Annotated in this window: 16 protein-coding genes; 10 read left to right on the plus strand and 6 right to left on the minus strand. The window is 64.7% G+C overall.

The features are described 5' to 3' along the window. Positions 1–75 precede the first annotated feature (75 nt). Genes pdxA through ACYVNQ_RS00305 form a run of 3 tightly spaced genes read right to left on the minus strand, consistent with a single transcriptional unit; the run spans position 76 to position 3388 of the window. Positions 76–1077: a 4-hydroxythreonine-4-phosphate dehydrogenase PdxA gene (gene pdxA / locus ACYVNQ_RS00295; RefSeq protein WP_460900141.1), complete on the minus strand. Its 1002-nt coding sequence runs from the start codon at positions 1075–1077 to the stop codon at positions 76–78. Then, entirely contained in the window at positions 1074–2405 is a 1332-nt protein-coding gene (locus tag ACYVNQ_RS00300) for a four-carbon acid sugar kinase family protein (protein ID WP_460900142.1), read from the minus strand. Before ACYVNQ_RS00300 ends, pdxA begins: the two co-directional genes overlap by 4 nt. Then, positions 2402–3388 carry a 2-keto-3-deoxygluconate permease gene (locus ACYVNQ_RS00305; RefSeq protein ID WP_460900143.1) on the minus strand — a complete coding sequence of 329 codons (987 nt, stop codon included), beginning with the start codon at positions 3386–3388 and terminating at the stop codon, positions 2402–2404. The genes ACYVNQ_RS00300 and ACYVNQ_RS00305 overlap by 4 nt, the downstream gene beginning before the upstream one ends. A gap of 363 nt (positions 3389–3751) precedes the next feature. Between ACYVNQ_RS00305 and ACYVNQ_RS00310 the strand changes: the two genes are divergently transcribed. Beyond that, on the plus strand, positions 3752–4543 hold the full coding sequence (locus tag ACYVNQ_RS00310; RefSeq protein WP_460900144.1) for a DeoR/GlpR family DNA-binding transcription regulator: 792 nt from the start codon (positions 3752–3754) through the stop codon (positions 4541–4543). Positions 4544–4579: 36 nt separating this feature from the next. On the opposite strand, the gene ACYVNQ_RS00315 is transcribed toward ACYVNQ_RS00310, so the two are convergent. After that, positions 4580–5866 carry an MFS transporter gene (locus ACYVNQ_RS00315; protein ID WP_460900145.1) on the minus strand — a complete coding sequence of 429 codons (1287 nt, stop codon included), beginning with the start codon at positions 5864–5866 and terminating at the stop codon, positions 4580–4582. Positions 5867–5869: 3 nt separating this feature from the next. Here ACYVNQ_RS00315 and ACYVNQ_RS00320 point away from each other — a divergent pair, with 3 nt between their 5' ends. After that, entirely contained in the window at positions 5870–6211 is a 342-nt protein-coding gene (locus tag ACYVNQ_RS00320) for a hypothetical protein (protein WP_460900146.1), read from the plus strand. A 176-nt stretch (positions 6212–6387) separates the two neighbouring features. On the opposite strand, the gene ACYVNQ_RS00325 is transcribed toward ACYVNQ_RS00320, so the two are convergent. Further along, positions 6388–7137 (minus strand): SDR family NAD(P)-dependent oxidoreductase, encoded by a 750-nt coding sequence (locus tag ACYVNQ_RS00325; RefSeq protein WP_460900147.1) that lies wholly within the window; start codon positions 7135–7137, stop codon positions 6388–6390. A gap of 278 nt (positions 7138–7415) precedes the next feature. Here ACYVNQ_RS00325 and ACYVNQ_RS00330 point away from each other — a divergent pair, with 278 nt between their 5' ends. From ACYVNQ_RS00330 to ACYVNQ_RS00350, 5 genes are all read left to right on the plus strand, one after another. Continuing rightward, positions 7416–7769 (plus strand): DUF1428 domain-containing protein, encoded by a 354-nt coding sequence (locus ACYVNQ_RS00330; RefSeq protein ID WP_460900148.1) that lies wholly within the window; start codon positions 7416–7418, stop codon positions 7767–7769. A gap of 227 nt (positions 7770–7996) precedes the next feature. Beyond that, a complete protein-coding gene (locus tag ACYVNQ_RS00335) occupies positions 7997–8398 on the plus strand; it encodes a RidA family protein (RefSeq protein WP_460900149.1) in 402 nt (133 codons plus the stop codon). Positions 8399–8627: 229 nt separating this feature from the next. Next, the gene (locus ACYVNQ_RS00340) at positions 8628–9629 is read left to right on the plus strand and encodes an aldo/keto reductase (protein WP_460900150.1); all 1002 of its coding nucleotides are present in this window, start codon (positions 8628–8630) and stop codon (positions 9627–9629) included. 370 nt (positions 9630–9999) lie between these two features. Beyond that, positions 10000–12147, plus strand: a complete 2148-nt coding sequence (locus ACYVNQ_RS00345; protein WP_460900151.1) for a TonB-dependent receptor family protein — start codon at positions 10000–10002, stop codon at positions 12145–12147. 45 nt (positions 12148–12192) lie between these two features. Then, the gene (locus ACYVNQ_RS00350; protein ID WP_460900152.1) at positions 12193–13296 is read left to right on the plus strand and encodes a PepSY-associated TM helix domain-containing protein; all 1104 of its coding nucleotides are present in this window, start codon (positions 12193–12195) and stop codon (positions 13294–13296) included. 18 nt (positions 13297–13314) lie between these two features. On the opposite strand, the gene ACYVNQ_RS00355 is transcribed toward ACYVNQ_RS00350, so the two are convergent. Beyond that, the gene (locus ACYVNQ_RS00355) at positions 13315–14880 is read right to left on the minus strand and encodes a methyl-accepting chemotaxis protein (protein ID WP_460900153.1); all 1566 of its coding nucleotides are present in this window, start codon (positions 14878–14880) and stop codon (positions 13315–13317) included. Positions 14881–15410: 530 nt separating this feature from the next. On the opposite strand from ACYVNQ_RS00355, the gene ACYVNQ_RS00360 reads away from it, so the two are divergent. The 3 genes from ACYVNQ_RS00360 (at position 15411) to ACYVNQ_RS00370 (ending at position 19390) form a co-directional block, all read left to right on the plus strand. Beyond that, the gene (locus ACYVNQ_RS00360; RefSeq protein ID WP_460900154.1) at positions 15411–16511 is read left to right on the plus strand and encodes a hypothetical protein; all 1101 of its coding nucleotides are present in this window, start codon (positions 15411–15413) and stop codon (positions 16509–16511) included. A 324-nt stretch (positions 16512–16835) separates the two neighbouring features. After that, entirely contained in the window at positions 16836–17627 is a 792-nt protein-coding gene (locus tag ACYVNQ_RS00365; RefSeq protein WP_460900155.1) for a YopT-type cysteine protease domain-containing protein, read from the plus strand. Between the two features lie 368 nt (positions 17628–17995). After that, positions 17996–19390, plus strand: coding sequence for a selenium-binding family protein (locus ACYVNQ_RS00370; protein WP_460900156.1), 1395 nt, complete (start codon positions 17996–17998; stop codon positions 19388–19390). Positions 19391–19416 lie beyond the last annotated feature (26 nt).

Here is a 19416-nt window from a genome sequence, read left to right on the forward strand (position 1 = left end):
GCGGGCCCACACTTACGATTGCGTGACCAGCAACCAATAGCTGATAGCCGCCAGCCAAATCAACCGATGCGACGCTTAAGCGCGCCGCGTCGCCAGCTCCGCGCCCTGGCGCAGCGCTTCAAGCAGGCTGCCTTCGTCGGCGATGCCCTTGCCGGCGATATCGAATGCGGTGCCGTGATCGACCGAGGTACGCACCACCTGCAGGCCGACCGTCACGTTCACGCCGGCTTCGAGGCCGAGCACCTTCACCGGGCCATGCCCCTGGTCGTGATACATCGCCACCACCAGATCGAAATCGCCGCGGCCCGCGCGGAAGAACAGCGTATCGGCCGGCAGCGGGCCTTCGATGTTCCAGCCGCGTTCGCGCAGCTTCTGCACCGCCGGCACGATCTTCTCGGCTTCCTCGCCGTAGCCGAACAGGCCGTTTTCACCGGCGTGCGGGTTGATGCCGCACACGGCGATGCGCGGGTTCGCGATACCGGCTTTCACGAGCGTCGCGTGGCCGCGCTCGATCGTGCGCTGCACGAGGCCCGGCTCGATCTTGCGAATCGCATCGATGATGCCGATGTGCGTCGTCACATGAATCACGCGCAGTTGCGGCGCGACCAGCATCATCGACACTTCTTCGACGCCGGTCAGATGCGCCAGCATTTCGGTGTGGCCCGGAAACTTGTGGCCGCCCGCATGCAGTGCTTCCTTGTTGAGCGGCGCGGTGCAGATCGCGTCGATTTCGTTGGCTTCGGCAAGCGTGACGGCACGCGCGATGTATTGATACGCGGCGTCGCCGGCAATCGCCGACAGTTTGCCGAACGGCAGGTCGTCGGGGATCAGGCCGAGGTCGATGCAATCGATCGTGCCGCGTTCATAACGCGCATCGGCGGCGCGTTCGATGCGGCGCACCTTGGCCGCACTGCCGACGATCTGCGCGGCGCGCTCGAGCCGGCGCGCGTCGCCGATCACGAGCGGCCGGCACTGCTGGTAGACGGCGTCGTGCGCGAGACTCTTGACGACGATCTCGGGGCCCACGCCGGTGGCGTCGCCCATCGTGATACCGATTACAGGGAGGTAGTGGCTCATGACTGTGTGCTTCGAGTGAGTGTTCGTTCTTGTACGGCGGCGACAGCAGCAGCGGTGACGGACGCGGACGGCTCATGCTGTCCGCGCAGATGCAGCCATGCGCCATATAGCGCATGTTCGCTGCCGAACGCGCCGGCTTTCGTGACAATCGTCAAACGTCGGGTTGCATCGGCGGGCCGCGCAACGGCCACGCCAGGCTCGACTTCCGACAGCAGTTCGAGACGACCGATGCGCGCCGCGGCCAGCATCGCGCGCGCGGTTTCGCCGCCGGTTGCGATCAGGCCGGCAAGCTGCGCGAGATGCGGTTCGACCAGTGCGGCGAGCGCGGTGGAAAGCTGCGCGCCTTCGGCCGGATCGAACGCGTCGTCGCGGCCGATGCGCACCAGCAGGTCGACGCCGGCCGCAAGCCGCGCGCCGATCGATGCCTGCCACGCGGCGCTGTCCGGGTGGTCAGCGCCATCGCGCAACACGACAGGCGGGATCGTCAGTTCGGTCATGCCGGTGCGCTCGCGCAGCAGCGCGCATTGCTGCACCGATACCGCCGACAAACTGCCCACTAGCGTCAGGATCGGGCCGTCGTGACGCTCGAGCGCCGTGCTAGCCGGCGCGGCAGCATCGAACAGTTCGGGCAGCGCAGCCAGTTCGCGCGCGAGGCCACCGGAGCCGACCCAGAAAAACGCAAGCTCGAGTGCGACGCTCGCGCGGGCGAGCAGGTTCAGGTCGCCTTCCGTCTCGGCATCGACGATCAAGGCCTGCACGCCGTTGCTGCTATGTTTAGCCAATGTCTGGGCGAGAGTTTGCGCGACCCTATGCGGCACACCGCGCAACTGGTCGACCGTCAACCGCGCGGTGCGCAGGCCGGCTTCTTCGAGCATCGGTTGTAGATCGGCAGTGCGGCCCGCATGCTCGAGCTGCCATGTCTCGGTTTCGCCGAGCGGCACGCCGCGCACGTAGACGCGGCCGTCGCGCACCGTGCGGCCGGTAGCCGGAAACGCCGGCGCGACCAGTGCCATGCCGGCAGCCGGTTGCAGTGCCGCCACTTCGGCCACCCAGTTGCCGCGCAGCGTCGAATCGATCTTCTTGTACAGCTTGCGCGGCGTGCCGTCGCTGCGGAGCGCCTGCCACGCCTGCGCCGCGCGGCGGCCCGCGTCGAGCTGCGCGAGACGGCGCGAATCGGTATCGAGCGCGATTACCGCGGCGCCGCTTGCAGCGGCTTGCGCCGCCTCATGCGCATCGAGCGCGACCAGCGTGCGGCGTCCGGCGTTGGCAAACGCGATCGCGCTATCGGCCGCGCCGGACAGGTCGTCGGCGATGATCACGAGGCTCACTGCACGGCCTCCCGGCTGCCGACCTTGCTGTTCGCGCTGAAGCGCTTCGCGACCGCGGCGGTCAGGATCGGCGACACGATCGCGGTCACCACCACGCAGGAGGCGACCAGCAGCGTCGCGCTTTTCGCGGCTTGTTCATAGACCGGATTCGCCGCCGCGATCAACGCCGGCACCGCTGCCGCATTGCCCGCGGTATTGGCCGCCGACACGCCGGCCACGCCGGTGCCGCCGGTCAGGCGATCGATGATGTAAAGCGGAATACCCGTCACGATCACCACCGCGATACCGAGACCGATGCCGAGCAGCCCCGCTTGCCAGACCTTGTGCAGATCGAGGCCCGCGCCGAGCGCGAGCGCGAAGAACGGAATCATCACCGGCACCGCGCGGCTGAGGAAGTCGCGCATTTCGCGATCCAGATTGCCGAGCAGCATGCCGAACGCGAGCGGCAGAATGCTGCCGACCAGCGCCTGCCACGGGAACGCCGACAAACCGGCCACGCCGAGCGTGACCATGGTCAGGAACGGACCCGATTCGAGCGACATGATCGAATACGCACCGACGTCTTCCGAGCGGCCATATTGGCCCATCAGCGCCATATAGAGGCCGCCGTTGGTGTCGTTCATCGCGGCCACCACCGCGAGCGTCGAAAAGCCTGCGAACAGGCCCGACGAGATCGGCTGCTCGCCGAGAAAGTGACCGAGCACGACGCCCACTACGATCGCCGTGCCCACTTTTGCCGCGAACAGCGCGCCGCCCTTCTTGATGATGTACGGCGTGGCCTTTACGTCGATGCTTGCGCCCATGCAGACGTAGAACACCGCGAGAATCGGCAGCGCGCCGGTAAACAGCGCGTTGGTGAACGAACCGAAGAATTTGGGCATCCCCGGCACGAAGGTCGCGACCAGCGCGCCTAGCAGCAGCGGGACGATCATCATCCCGCCGGGCACGCGCTCGATGCCGCGTTTGATACGAATTTGAGCCATTACACTGTCTCCAGATTGACCAATGCTTACCGATTCGATCATTATTTTGATTGATTCGATCAACGCGGAGTGTAAGCCGACGCGCCGCGCAATGCAACCGGCTGCGCGACTGAGGGTTTACGCTGAGCCTTGTTGTTAAAGGCTTTGTTGCAGCGCCTGCCGGGCACGGGCGGGTCTCGTCGGGGCTCGGTTGGGCCTTGCTTCGGCACCCAATTTTGATCGAATCGTGCAGAATGAAGCTGTCACCGGTCAGTCTGTGCGCGCACCGTGCGCGAAAAGGCCGCCGTGGACTTTGGCTAAACTATGCCGCTTTGCGCGCAACAGCCGTGCCGCCGCCCCGCCGCCCTTAATTTCCGGAGCTCCATGAAAGTAGCCAACCGCCGTGAAGCGATGCTGAAAGCCGTGTTGTCGGGCATGACCGACGTCGGCGCATTGTGCGAGCACTTCGGCATGTCCGAGGCGACGGTGCGGCGCGACCTGCGCGCGCTCGCCGACGAGCATCGGATCGTGCGGACGTACGGCGGCGCGGCCGCGCCGGTCGGCATGCACGAGCCGGAGGAATCGCTCGAAACGCGCCGCCAGAGCTTTCGCGAACAGAAAGAAGCGATCGCGCGCGCCGCCGCGGAACACGTACACGACGGCGACACGATCTTCCTCGACGGCGGCACCACGACCGCCGCGATGGCGCGCCTGCTTGCCGGGCGCCGCGAGCTGCGGGTGGTCACCAACAATCTGCTGGCGATCGGCGTACTCGCGTCGAGCGACATCGCGGTCACGCTGATCGGCGGCGATCTGCGGCCATCGAGCATGAGTACGCTCGGGCCGATCGCGCAGCTGGCGCTCAGCCGGATTTCGGTCGACAAGGCGTTTCTCGGCGCGGATGGCGTAGTCGCCGGGCGTGGGCTGTGCGAGGCGAGCGCCGAGCAGGCTTATCTGAAGGAATGCGTGATTCGCCAGGCGGCGAGCGTGTTCGTGCTGGTCACGTCGAACAAACTCGACCACGCGAGCCAGCAGCATTGGACTCCGCTGGAGCGCGCGTGGACGCTGGTCACCGATGCGGCGCACGACTCAGCCGAAGTGGACAGCTTCGTGCGGCGCAGTGAAGTGACGGTGTTGTCGGCGGCGGTGCCGCAGGATCGAGGCAACGGCGTATGAGTCGACGTCGGCGCGCCGTTCAGGCGCGCCGTGCGCTCAACACTCTTCGACACATTCCTTGATCGCCACCGGCATTGCACGGCCAGCCGTATCAGCAACCTTCTGGCCATCGGCGCTCAAACCTGCAAGCGTAGCAATGCCGAGCACCGCCAGCACGCTGCCGAACAGGAAGTCGGCCGGAATCCCGACATGGTCGACGATCGCGCCGCCCACCGACGAACCCGCCGCGATCGCCACCTGAATGATGCAGATGAACATCGCCGAACCCGCTTCGGGCAAGTCCGGCGTGGCGCGCTGGATCCATACGCTCATGCACAGCGGAATCGCGCCGAACGCTACGCCCCACGCCAGCACCACCGCCGTCACCGCGATCGGCAGATGGGTGTGGCTCAGCAGCGGCAACGTCACCAGTGCGAACAGCAGCAACGTGGCCATCGTCAGCAGCGAGCCCTTCAGGCTGCGCTCGACCGTCGCGGACACCACGAAATTCGCCGCGAACCCGATGATGCCGAAGCCGAGCAACACCCACGTAATGCTCGACGTCGCGAAGCTCGCATCGTGCAGCAGATACGGCGCGACAAACGTGTACGAAGAAAAGTGCGCGCCGAACACCAGCGCGACCATCAGCAGGCTCTTGCGCGCATGCGGACGATGCATCAACGCGGTCAGATCGGAGAAGCGCAGCGCGGCGCTCGACGGCAGCGACGGCACCAGCCAGGCCTGCGCGGCCAGCGCAACGGCCACCAGCACGCCGGTTGCGATGAACGACATGCGCCACGACGCCAGTTCCGAAATCAGCGTGCCGAGCGGCACGCCGATCACCGTTGCGCAGGTCACGCCGGCGAGGATCGCCGCCGTCGCGCGTGCCGATTCGTGCGGCTTGACGAGCCGCCCGGCAGCCGCCAGCGCGAGGGTCCAGAATCCGCCGAGGCTGGCGCCAAGCAGCGCGCGGCCGATCAGCATGACCGCGAAACTCGATGCGAACGCAGACACCAACGTCGACGCGAGCAGCATCACCGTCAGCGCGATCAGGATGTAGCGCCGGTCGATGCGGCCCGCGCCGAGCATCATGCCGGGCGCCGACAGCGCGGCAATCACGCCGGGCGTGGTCACCATCAGGCCGGCCGTGCCGGGCATCACACCCAGATCGTGCGCGATCTGCGGCAACAGGCCGACCGGCAGAAACTCGGTGGTCACGAACGCGAATGCGCCGATCGTCACCGAGCCGACCGCCAACCATGCACGCAACGGGGATGCATCGGCAGGCTGCTCGACATTGGCCGGCGCAGCAGCGCGCGCGGGCGATTGGTTTTCCATCATCATGGTGTGGGTTATTTCCAGGTTTCTGAATCGGCGAAAGTCCAGCTGCCCAGTGGCGGGCGCGGCACATCACAAAGCGGCGTGCTGCGTCTGACTCGCGACGTGAGCGAAGGGAAAGCCCTTGTTACAGCGATGTTTTTATCGAAGATGAGGCGTCGCGCATTACGTCCAACCGCGACGTCGAAATTAACGGAATTGAGTTACGACACAATTAGCACCGGATGCAGGAGCCGCTGGATGGCGCGCGAGTGTGGCCCGCGGCGTTTGCCGGGCGCGGCGCGTGTTGCCGGAAAGCGAGCAAGGCGCAAACATACCATCGCTGAAAAAGTCGTGCTGACGGTGGATTAGGGCATTGCGCATTGTGCAATTGCGGTGGGCGAATGCGGTGCGCGATTTGATACGCAGAAAGACCGTCATACCCCAGCGGTGAGGCTGTTGTATGACGGTCTCGAGGAAATGATCGGACTTGAAGCGCGAATCTTGAGCGTGAACCTGAATGCAAACGGGATGATCTGCCGCGCGCGTTACTGCGCCGTATAGCCGCCGTCGACCGCGATGATTTGCCCGGTCAGATAGCGCGCCTTGTCGCTGGCGAGAAACAGGATGGTCTGTGCGATTTCGTCGGGGTCGCCGGCGCGCTGCGCGGGCACGGTGGCGAGAAAGCCGGCTTTCACGTCGTCGTTGTTGCCGACGAAACGGTCGAGCATGCCGGTCGCGACCGGACCCGGCGCCACTGCATTGACCCGTACACCGGCCGCGGCGCCTTCCAGCGCGGCGCTCTTCGAAATGCCCTCCACCGCGTGCTTGCTGGCGGTATACACGGCCTGGCCCGCAAAGCCGATGCGCCCCGCAATCGACGACAGATTGATGATCGAGCCCGAGCCCTGCGCGAGCATCGCGCGCATCTCGTACTTCAGCGACAGCAGCGTGCCGAGCACGTTGACCGAAAACGTCGCTTCATAATTGGCGATCGACAACTCGGCCAGCGCACCGCCTTCGCCCTCGGTGCCGGCGTTGTTGACCGCGGCGTCGAGGCGGCCGAAGCGCGCCACGGTCTGCTCGACGATCTGGCGCACCTGCGTTTCGTCGCGCACGTCGCCGCGCAGGAACTCTGCCTCGGCGCCCAGCGCACGCAGTTCGGCGGCCAGCGCGTGACCGGCGTCGTCGCGGCGACCGTTGACCGCCACGCGGTAGCCCGCACGGGCGAAAGCCAGGGCAGTAGCGCGGCCGATGCCGGTGAGCGCGCCGGTGATGAGAACGACGGGTTGGTCCATGGTTGTGTGCTCCTCGTAGGTTGTGCACGACTGCGTTTGCGATGGAGTCACTTTGATGGATTCGCTGCAGCTGAAATAGACGCGTGCCGGTGATATCAGCCATTCCGGTAAAGCATAGGTTGGCAAGAAGCGGCCGGTGGGATTGTCGATTTGCGACTGCATCATTCGTCGTGTGAGTAGCGCGGCATGCGTCGCGCGTATCGTCGGCTGCGCAACAGCGCACACACGGCGGCTCGCGCCGCGCGGCCTGGAACTACTCACGCCCAAGGAGCTTTCTGATGAGTTATGTAGACGGATTCATCGTGGCGGTGCCCACCGCCAAACGGGACACATACCGCCATCACGCGGAAATCGCCGCGGCAATCTTCAAGGAGAACGGCGCGCTGGAAGTGGTCGAGTGCTGGGGCGACGACGTGCCGGAAGGCAAGCTCACGTCGTTCCCGATGGCGGTCAAACGCAACGACGACGAAACAGTCGTGTTTTCGTGGGTCCGGTGGCCGTCGCGCAGCGTCCGCGACACGGGCATGGCGGCAGTCATGGCCGACCCGCGCCTGCAGCCCGACCAGATCACGATGCCGTTCGACGGCAAACGGCTGATTTACGGCGGCTTCGAAGTGATCGTCGACATGTGACGGTCGCGCCGCGGCGGGAAAGCGTCTTTTTGTAGTGAGACACTGCGCACTGGCGCCCGATGCGGGCGCCCGGCGTCTGCGCACCTGCGTCTGCGTACCTTTGCACGACCGGTTCGGGCCGCGCGCATTGCACGCTGATTGCTGTCTGACGCACGCTCGTCGCGTGCGCAGCACTGTCGAAAAATGCCAGTTCGCCGCTACAACACGCTTTCTCGGAGTTACGTTCTATGTCCGCAGCAATCCAGTATCTGATGGTTCCCGGCGCGCCGACGCCTGTCGCGCCTTTCTCGCACGCCACCGAAATCGACGGCTGGGTGTTCATCACCGGCCAGATGCCGACCCTGCCCGAAGACGATTCCGCGCCGCTGCCCGAAGGCGTCGCCGCCCAAACCAAGCGTGTGATGGACAACCTGATCATCGTGCTGAAGGGCCTCGGCCTCGGCCTCGAGAATGTCGTCTGCGCACGCGCGTTTCTGACCGAATTCAAGCGCGATTACGCAACGATGAACGCCGTGTATGCCGCGTACTTTTCGTCCGGCAAGCTGCCCGCGCGCACCTGTATCGGCGTGACGGGGCTCGCACGCGACGCGCTGGTCGAGATCGACTTCGTCGCGCGGCGCACGGCTTGATGGGCGGTTGGTTGATGCGTCGACTGGCGTGCGGCTGATGCGCGGCTGATACGTGGACTGACACGCGTCGTCTGATGCACGCGCAATGCGCGGCTTGGCACATGGCCTGCACGCGGCCGATGCAGCGTGTCCACGCAAGAAGCACCACCGCCGCACGCACCACCACACGCACCGCCGGCAAATACCGTATCGTGCGAAAACGCCTTTTCCGATACGGAGCGTTCGAGCCATGCCGCACCCGTCCGGTCATCACGCGCCGCAGCCCGGCAGACGCCAGTTCCTGCGCGCCGCCAGCGGCGTCGCGCTAGGCTTGCCGCTGGCGGCGTCGCTACAGCCGCTCGCATTCGCGCAGACTCAAGCGCAATCACAAACGCCAGCACCAGCGCAACCCAGCCCCACCCCGCAACACATGGCACGCCGCCCGATTCCGTCGAGCGGCGAACCACTGCCGGTGGTCGGCTGCGGCACCTACCGCACCTTCGATGTCGGCGACGACGCAAACGCGCAGGCGCGCCTTGCGCGCGTACTGCAAACGATGTTCGACGCCGGCGGCTCGGTGATCGATTCGTCGCCGATGTACGGCACCTCCGAGGCGGTGGCCGGCGCGGTACTGAGCACGCTCGACGCACACAGCAAGGCTTTCGTCGCGACCAAGGTCTGGACCGAGGGCCGCGCCGCGGGCATCGCGCAAAAGGAACAGTCGATGCGTCTTCTGCAGCAACCGCGCATCGACCTGATGCAGGTGCACAACCTGCTCGACTGGCGCACACAGATCGCCACACTGGGCGACTGGAAGACACAAGGCCGGATCCGCTACATCGGCATCACCCACTACACATCGAGCGCCTTTGCCGAAGTCGAAGCAGTGATGCGCAGCCAGAAGCCCGACTTCGTGCAGATCAACTACGCAGCCGACGACCGCGACGCCGAACAGCGCATCCTGCCGCTTGCCGCCGACATGGGTATCGGCGTAGTGGTCAACCAGCCGTTCGGCGGCGGCGGCCTGATTTCCCGCGTCAGCAAGCGGCCGCTGCCCGACTGGGCGGCGGAAATCGGCTGCGCCAGCTGGGCGCAAATCCTGTTGAAGTTCGCGCTGGCTCACCCGGCGGTAACCGTCGTGATTCCGGGCACCGGGCGCCCCGAATACATGGCCGACAACGTCCGCGCCGGCTTCGGCGCTTATCCGGACGCCTCGCTGTGCAAACGGATCGTCGATGCAGTCAATGCGTGACGCTGCTTAAACGCGCGAGCCTCTCCGCATAAAAACTGGCAACACAAAGGGCCCAGAAAAATCCAGACGATCGCGCCCTTTGGCCGCGCCCACACCTTTCATCAGACTAACCACCCGCTCCGGACACCCCTCCGTCCGCCGGACACCTTTCAGTCCGTAACAGCCTAAAACCCGCTGTCTCCCTCCCAATACCGTCATATGGCTGCCACTTTGTTCGGAGCACCAGCCATCAATTCGCTGACGAATGAATAACTGTTGCAAACGAAAATGATTCGCATCTAGAATGCGAACTCTTTTTCCTGAAACATTCCGTAACAGTCGCGCGCGTTGCGCCCGACCCGTATTCGCTGAGCGAAGGACACCTCGAATCATGGCTTTAGCTGGAGTACGCCGCGCGCCGATCGGCAAACTGACCCACTACGCGGCAGCTGCCGCGATCGTGTTTCTCGGCATACCCGACAACGCGTCCGCAGAAGACGCCGCCGCGCCCCAAAAGGACGCCAGGGAAACCTCCAGCACCGCAAAAGACGACAAATCCACGCTCGAGACGATTTCGGTCTCCGGCGACTGGCTCGGTTCGGGATTGCAGAACAGCGTGAAGACCTTCGCGGGCGCCCGCACCATCGTCGACAAGGCGCAGATCGAGCAAAGCGGCGCGACCAGCATCGGCGACGTGATGCGCCGCATTCCCGGCGTGCAGTCCACCGACAACTCCGGCACCGCCGGCAGCGCGGTCTCGCTGAACATCGGCATTCGCGGCCTGACCGGCCGCTACACGCCGCGCTCGACGGTGCTGCTCGACGGCATTCCGCTCGCGTTCGCGCCGTACGGCCAACCGCAGTTGTCGTTTGCGCCGATCAGCCTCGGCAACATCGAATCGATCGACGTGGTGCGCAGCGGCGGTTCGGTGCGCTATGGCCCGCAGAACGTCGGCGGCGTGATCAACTTCGAAACGCGCGCGATTCCGAACAAGCCCGGGCTGACCGCGGACGCCTCGGTGCGCGAGAACATCTACACCGAAGGCGGCGGCAGCAACACGCAATACAACACGTACCTCGGCACGCAGCTCGACAATGGTCTCGGCGTCGCGCTGCTGTACTCGGGCATGACGGGCCGCGACTGGCGCGAAGGCAGCGACGAGCGCGTGAACGACCTGCAGCTGAAATACCGCTACGAGCTGACGCCGACGTCCGAGATCTACGGCAAGTTCTCGTACTACGACGTCAAATCGCGCACGCCGGGCGGCCTGACGGTCGCGCAATTCAACCAGGACCCGTTCCAGAACACGCGCCCGACCGACTTCTGGGAAGGCGACCGCAAGGCGTTCGACATCGGTTACCTGAACACGATTTCGTCGACCCAGGAATTCGAGGTCCGTACCTTCTACAACGAGAGTTACCGCAATAGCGTGCTGATCAACGCGGCGGGCACCCAGTTGCAGCATCAGCCGCGCAATTACTCGGTGTACGGCATCGAACCACGCTTCACGCAGCGCTTCACGCTCGGGCCCACCACCAACGACGTGACGGTCGGTTACCGCTACATCCGCGAACGCGGCGACGATGCGAGCTTCAACCAGTCGGTCACGACCGGCGTCAACGGGCCCTCGGCCAAATTCGACAACTCGACCGACGCGCACGCGGTGTACATCGACGACCGCATCGCGTGGGGCCGCTGGCGCATTACGCCGGGCATCCGCTTCGAGCATATCGAAGCGTCGCGCGAAGCCGACGGATCGAGCCAGGCCTTCCAGAACAACAACAACAAGGGGCTGCCGGCGATCAGTGTCGCGTATCTGCTGACACCGACGCTCACGCTGTTCTCCGACTACAGCACGTCGTTCGGGCCGGTACAGAACCTGCAGCTCAACTCGCTGTCGGCGACCAACCCGCTGCAACCGGAAGTGGCAAAAACCTACGAAGTAGGCGCGCGCTGGACCAGCCGCAACCTGCACGCGGAAGTGACCGCCTTCAACCTGCACTTCGACAACCAGATCGAGCAGGTCGCGGGCACGCAGCCGCCGCTGTTCGTGAACATCGGCGAGACGCGCCACCAGGGCATCGAAACCTCGATCGATTACGCGTTCGGCGAAGACAGCGTGCTGCGCGGCGTCGATGCGTACGCGAACTTCACGTACACGAAGGCGATCCAGCAGTCCGGCGTCAACGCTGGCCGCGACGTGCCGTTCTACTCGCGCATCACCGACACGATGGGCCTGAAATACACGCTCGGCGCATGGACCTTCGACGCATCGACCACGCACCAGAGCTCGCAGTTCTCCGACGCCGCGAACACCGTCAACGAAACGCCGGATGCGCGCACCGGCCGCGTGCCGGGCTTCCGCGTGTGGAATCTGCAGGCCGACTGGAAAATCCCGCACTGGAAGGGTAGCAACGTCACGGTCGGCATCAACAACCTCACCGATAAGCGCTACTACACGCGCAACGTCGACGGCAACGCCGGCCGGATGGTCGGCGCGCCGCGCATGGTGTACGTGCAGGGTCACTTCGTCTACTGATCGATACGATGACAGCTACTTTTCCGATACGAGTGCGAGTACGGCATGTTGCGACGCGCGCGTGACCTCTGGCTCAACGCGCACCGCTGGTTCGCGTTGAGCCTCGGCTGGCTGCTCGGCATGATGGGGCTGACCGGCGCGCTGCTGGTGGTCGCGCCGCCGCTCGACGAACAGTTGCATCCGCAACTGTTCAAGGTGGCCATGCACGATGAGCATCTAGCCGCGCTACCGCTGGAAGCGGTCAAGGCAAAGCTCAGTGCGGCATTCGGCAAGAAAGCGAGTTTCTCCTTCCAGCCGCCGCACACTGCCGACGACAGCATGCCGGTACTCGTGCGCGGCGCGTGGAAAGGCACCGTCTATATCGATCCGTATAGCGGCGCCGAACTCGGCCGGCGCGGCGAGACCGAAGGCTTCGTGAACTTTCTGTTCAAGCTGCACAGTTCGCTGCTGCTCGACGATACCGGCCGGGCGATTCTGGCGCTGGTCGCGCTGTGCTATCTGCTGCTGCTCACGAGCGGCCTCGTTCTATGGTGGCCGCGCAAAGGCCAATCGGGCTGGCGCATCGAACTGCGCAAGGGCACCTTGCGCAGCCTGTTCGATCTGCATCGCGTGGCCGGCGCGACGCTGGGCATCGTGATCGCGGTGTCGGTTGCAACGGGCGCGTATATGGCATGGCAGCCGCTGCGCGGTTTCGTCAGCACGATGGCCGGCGGCAAGCCGATGCGCGCTCCTGCGCTGCCGGCTGCCTCGCGTGGCCGCACGGACCGGCTGCCGCTCGACACGCTGGTTGCCGCCGCGCGCGCCCGCTTCCCGCAGGGCACGGTCTATCTCGTGCAGGCGCCCGCCAAAGCGGACCAGCCGGTGCACGTGCGCCTGCATCTACCCGACGACCCTCATCCGAATGGACGCACGATGCTGTGGCTCGATCCGGTCACCGCCGAGGTGCTCGCGGCGCAGCGCTGGAACCAGGCCGATGTGGGCGCGCGTGCGGTGTCGATCGTCTATCCGCTGCACACCGGCGTGCTGGGCGGCGTGCCGCTGCAGGCGCTGATGATGCTGAGCGGCACCACGCTCGCCGGCATGGCCGTGACCGGCCTATGGCTGTGGTGGCGCCGCCGCTCGTTGCGCGCCGCACGTATCAAGGCGTAAGCATCAAGGGCACAAGCATCAAGCCGTCACGAGCCGGAACGCCGACACCGTCTCGTCGAGCTCCTCTCCCTGCATCCGCAACGAGCGCGACGCAGCCGCCGCCTGTTCGACCAGCGTCGCATTCTGCTGCGTAACCGAATCCATCATCGAGATGGCCTGGTTGACCTGCTCGATGCCTTGCCCCTGCTCTTCCGAAGCCGCGGCAATTTCGTCGACGATCTGCGCGACGCGCGCCACCGCCTGCGTCACTTCGGACATCGTGCGGCCGGCATCGTCGGCGAGCGTCGAACCGTCGTGCACCTGCTTGACCGAATGCGCGATCAGATCCTTGATTTCCTTCGCCGCATTCGCCGAACGCTGCGCGAGACTGCGCACTTCGCTCGCCACCACCGCGAAGCCGCGGCCCTGCTCGCCAGCGCGCGCCGCCTCCACAGCCGCATTCAGCGCGAGGATGTTGGTCTGAAACGAAATGCCTTCGATGATGCCGGTGATGTCCGCGATCTTGCCGGAGCTGGCGCTGATCGCCTCCATCGTCGCGACCACGCGGCCGACCGTCTCGCTGCCGCGCTGCGACACATTCGATGCGTTCGAGGCCAGCGACTTCGCCTGTTGCGCGCTATGCACGTTCTGTTTGACCGTGCTGGTCAGCTGCTCCATGCTCGCGGCGGTCTGCTGCAGCGAGGCTGCCTGTTCCTCGGTGCGCCGGCTCAGATCGCTATTGCCCACCGCGATTTCGTTAGCCGAGCTCGCCACGCTGGTGCTGCTCGAGCGCACCCGGCCGACGGTTTCGGTCAGGCGCTGGTTCATCTCGCGCAGCGCCTTCAGCAGTTCGCCGGTTTCGTCCGAACGGTCGACCACGATGTTGCTGGTCAGGTCGCCGTTGGCGACCGTACGCGCGATCTGCACCGCCTTGCCGATCGGCCGCGTAATCGAGCCGACGATCGCGAAACTGCCGACCAGCGCCACCAGAATCGCGATCGTGCACACGCCGATGATCAGATTGCGCTGCATCACGTAACGCTGCGCAAACTGGTCGACGATCTCTTCCTGGCGGGTTTTCGTGAAGTTCGCGTAGGCGTCGGTCGCCTTGATCAGTTGCGCGAGCAACGGCCGGCATTCGTCGTCCATTTTCTGGATCGCCGCGTCGTGCTGGTTGTTCAGCGCCTTCGCGACGATGTCGAGTGCGACCGGCCCGTACAGTTGCTCGACGCGGTTCATCTCCGCAACCAGCGAGCGGGCTGAGTCGCTGGTGTCGGTGGCATGCGCGAGCGCGTCGTTGAGCTCCTTCAGGTGCGCGCCGACGTCGGCGTGCGCTTGCGTGACGGCTGCCTTTTCGATGTCCAGATCGGACTGTTTGGTGACCAGCACCAGATTGCGCGCAGCGATCGCGCGCCGGTCGACGGCTTCACGCACCTGCGCCACCAGTTGCGCACGCATGTTGACGCCGTGCACGAACTGGCTGAACGCGTCGGTAGTCGTGCTCAGGCTATACAGCGACAACACAGAAATAAACAGGGCGATGGCTGCCACGGCAAAGAACCCCGCAAACAGCCTGGTTCGGATGGTCAGATTTTTGAACGTCATGATTGTCGGCCCTCGGTTGCCGGTTTGTGTTTTTACATATATCGGCCTGGGCGAATTAAAAATTCAGCTTTTCCTCGATTTATTTTTTATCGGCCGAATGATTATCCAAAACGAACGTTTGATCGCAGAAATTATGAACTCTCCGCTTAATTCTTTTAGGGTGATTGCACCACGCCATTTAACGCGAAGCTAGCCGGGATACCCGTGGATACTTGCGGAGAATGAAACATCGGCGCGCCGAAGCAACGCCAGCTGGCACGATATGCAAATTAACGCACGCGCGTGTCGAACGGATTGCCGGTCGCGTTTCAGATATCGCGCGGCATTATCACAAGTCACGCCGGTTCAATCTGGTGCGAGTCACCGGGTAATCCCGAATTTAAACTGCATAATCAAAAAGACCCCGGTAAAATGCGCATTGCATGATTTCCGTGAAAACCCGCAGTCGCACCGGCATTCGTCAATGAATCGACAGCCCACCCGGCTATAATCGCCGCCGCGTAAAACCGACCGGCAAGGAACCCTCACTGATGTCGCAGCCCAGCCATCCTCCGCTCTCTGCCGCCGATCGCGGCGAACTGCCCGCGCGCGGCATCTTCCTGCACACTGGCTGGCGCAGCGCCGGCACCTGGGTGTGGTCGCGCTTTCGCGCGCTGCCGCAGGTGCGCGGGTTCTACGAACCGCTCAGCACCGTGATCGGCGACCTGAAACTCGCCGACGTGCCGACCCTCCGCCCTACGTGGAACTCCGGCCATCCGCCTCTAAAAACACCGTATTACGACGAATACCGCCCGTTCATGCGCGAAGGCACACGCGGCGTGCCGGGCTATCGCAAGCGCTTCAGCACCGACCGCTTCGGCACCGCGCCAGACAACGAATTCCCCGCCCTGCACGCCTATCTGCAAGAGCTGACCGAGCGCACGCTCGACGCGGGCGAGATGCCCGTGTTCAAGTTCTGCCGTTCATCCGGGCGGCTGCCGTGGCTCAAGCAGGCTTTCCCCGCCGCGCTGCACGTCGCGGTCATACGCAATCCCGCCTCGCAATTCGCGTCGGGCTGGCTGCTGCACCAGGAATGGCGCAACGCGTTCTTCGTCGCCGCGCCGTTTCGGGTGCTGGGTCTCAATCGCCACGAACCGCTCGTCAGGGCCGCGCTCGAGGCTTTCGAGGTGCGCCTGCCGCCGGACGCCCCGACTTCCGACGACGCCTACGCCGCCGTCTGCGAGCAGTACGCACGCAGCGTCGAAGGAACCAACGCTTATCGCGCATTCATCGCGCTGTGGGCGCTGTGCGCGGCGCGCATGCCGGACGCGACGGACAGCGTGCTCGATATCGACCGCCTCGGCCTCGATCGCGCTTACGCGGCGCAAGCCGCCGCCGATTTCCAGACGCGCACCGGCATTGCCCCCCGCTTCGACGATGCGCGCGACCTCGTCGACGAACTCAAGCGCACGCCCGAACGCGTCGCCGGCATCGACGGATATTCGATGCGCGCGGTGCATGCTGCCGCGCAGAAATTTATCGATACACGTAGCCATGCCGGCGATCTGCTCGACGCAGATGCGACGAGCGTGGCGGAACTGGTGCGTGGCAAACTCGCGCTCGCCACAGCGATCTCGGAGCGCTGGCGCTAGACCCGAAAGAACCACGCGGTGCGACAAACGCGCGAGCCGCGCCGCGCCTGGTGGGTCCGAGTGGTTTCTGTCTAGCACCGCCCGTCGTTATGCAGAACGCATACTGAGGCCTCATTCGCGCGAACCGAACGCTGGCGTCAACTCTAGAAACCGGTCATTGCCAGCCATTGCTCGCCGCGAGTCAATTCATCGAAGGCACTCTTTAGGAATATGGAAATCAGATCTGGTAACGCATGGGCCGGTCCCACCGCAACCGACACAACCACGACAACCACGACAACCGCGGCCAGCGCTGCCGACGACACCACGCAAAGCCTCATTCGCATGAAGCGTGGCGGCGTGCTGGGGAGCCTCAAATCGAACTCGGAATTCCGCGAATATCGAGGCGGCGACGTGTTGAAGGCCACCGCGGACGACTACGTGAAATTCGACCAGATGGACTACCGACGCACGCGCAACGGTGGCGACGGCCACGGTTCATGCGAAGGTCTTGTACTGGAGGCGATGCGGCGCATCGATCGCAACGAATCGTCGGACCTGATGGACGCCGTGACCTACATGCGCGCGGATGCCAATCAAGGCGGCAGCGGCGCCAGACAGCTGTTCGATCGTGTCGACAACTTTCAGGCCGACCGCAACAGCCCCGGCTTTCGCAGCTACGAGCGGTCCCCGCCACGCTACTTCACGGAGCAAACCGGACAACCGCCGGGTCAACGCGTCGAGGATCTGCTGGACCAACTGCATCAGAACCTGACTTCAGACGGCAATATGGGCGTCGTGCGCCTCGGACTCAGCCGGATCGGCGTCATGGAGGGCCGCTCGGCCGGACATGCGATCCTCGTGCAACGCAATGCCGGCAACGGTTACACCATCTTCGACCCGAATAACGGCGTGTTTCGTTACGGGAGCGAACAACAGATGCGAACCGCGTTGCGCTCCTACATGAATGGCGCCTTCGCGGAGTCCGGTTACACCGCCGCGCCAGAGAGCGTCCAGTTCTACCGGCAGCGTGCGGCGTCGACGCGCGCACCCACAGCCGAGTCGCAGTTGCCGCCCCCCGTGCTGCCCGAACCATCGCTCAATGTGTTCTACCACGGCGATCGCAGCGACCTCTGAAACACCGCCGCCCGCGACTGCGGCCACCGCAAGCATCGCTGGCCGCATACGGTCAGCGGTGCGCAGCAGGCAAGGCAATCCCGAACCTTCTCACCTCAGCCGCGCCGTGGCGCGCGGCCTGCTCCCGCTAGCCACCCGCGACAAGCTGTACCGGTTCGCGAACCTCGGTCGCGCAGCTCACCCACTTCACCGATAAATTGCCTACGATTGAAAACTCACGCGGTTCGTCACCGGCCGCGTGATTGCAGCGCTGCAGCATCCAGTCCGGCAATCGAGCAGCACCGATCGCGCAGCGAACCCCGCCTGCGCGCCTCACGTCCGCAAGCAACGCGTGTGCGGGCCAATCGCAGCACTCCCGGAGGACTGTCATGGCGACGTGGAAACCCGATCCTACCTTCTACCCCTCGGCCCGCATGGCAGGCGGCGCACCCAAGGAGACGCTCGCGTACGTCGCGAGCTTCGATCCGGCCCGGCAGGTGCCGGACGAACTCGCGGTGGTGGACGTCGATCCCGGCTCGGCGGGCTACGGCACGATCGTGAACCGCGTCGCGATGCCGAACCTCGGCGACGAGTTGCATCACTTCGGCTGGAATGCGTGCAGTTCGTGCCTGTGCCCGAACGCGCCGCATCCGCACTCGGAGCGGCGTTATCTGGTGGTGCCCGGGTTGCGCTCGTCGCGCATCCACATTCTCGATACCAAGCCCGATCCGAGACAACCGAAACTCGTGCGCGTGCTGGAACCGGACGAAGTTGCGAGCAAAGCCGGCTATACGCGTCCGCACACCGTGCATTGCGGGCCGGCCGGCATCTACGTTGCGGCGCTGGCGAACGCGCAGGGCGAAGCGCCCGGCGGTATCTTCCTGATGGATCACGAAACCTTCGACATCCGCGGCCGCTGGGAAATCGACCGCGGCCCGCAGGAGCTCGCGTACGACGCATGGTGGCACCTCGGCTACGACACGGTGGTGACGAGCGAATGGGGGCTGCCCGCGACCTTCGAAAACGGCCTCGTGCCCGAAGTGCTGCTGGGCGGCAAGTACGGCCACCGGCTGCACTTCTGGGACATCAACACGCGCAAGCACAAACAGGTGCTCGATTTCGGCGCGGAGAACCAGCTGGTATTCGAACTGCGGCCCGCGCACGATCCAACCAAAGCGCACGGCTTCGTCAATTCGGTGATCAGCCTGAAGGATTTGTCCGCGTCGATCTGGACGTGGTACCGCGAAGGTGACCAGTGGGCCGCGCGCAAGATCATCGAAATTCCCGCCGAGCCTGCCGATCCGGATCTGCTGCCGCCGATGCTCAAAGGTTTCGGCGCGGTGCCGCCGCTCGTCACCGATATCGACCTGTCGCTCGATGACCGTTACCTGTACGTGTCATGCTGGGGCACTGGAGATTTGCGTCAGTACGACGTGTCCGATCCGTTCCATCCGGAACTGACGGGTACCGTGCGCATCGGCGGCATCGTGTCGCGTGCGTCGCATCCGGGCGCGAACGGTCAGCCGCTGAACGGCGGGCCGCAAATGGTCGAAGTCAGCCGCGACGGCAAGCGCGTGTACTTCACGAACTCGCTCTATGGCGTGATCGACGACCAGTTCTATCCGGATGGTCTGAACGGCTGGATGGTGATGCTCGATGCCGCGCCGGGCGGCGGCATCGGATTCGATCCGAAGTTCTTCGTGCAATGGCCTAGCACGCATCGCCCGCATCAGGTGCGCCTCGAAGGCGGCGATTGTTCGTCAGACTCGTATTGCTATCCGTGAGCCGATGATGCGATCGCGTGCGCCAT

This window comes from Paraburkholderia jirisanensis, assembly GCF_054782355.1.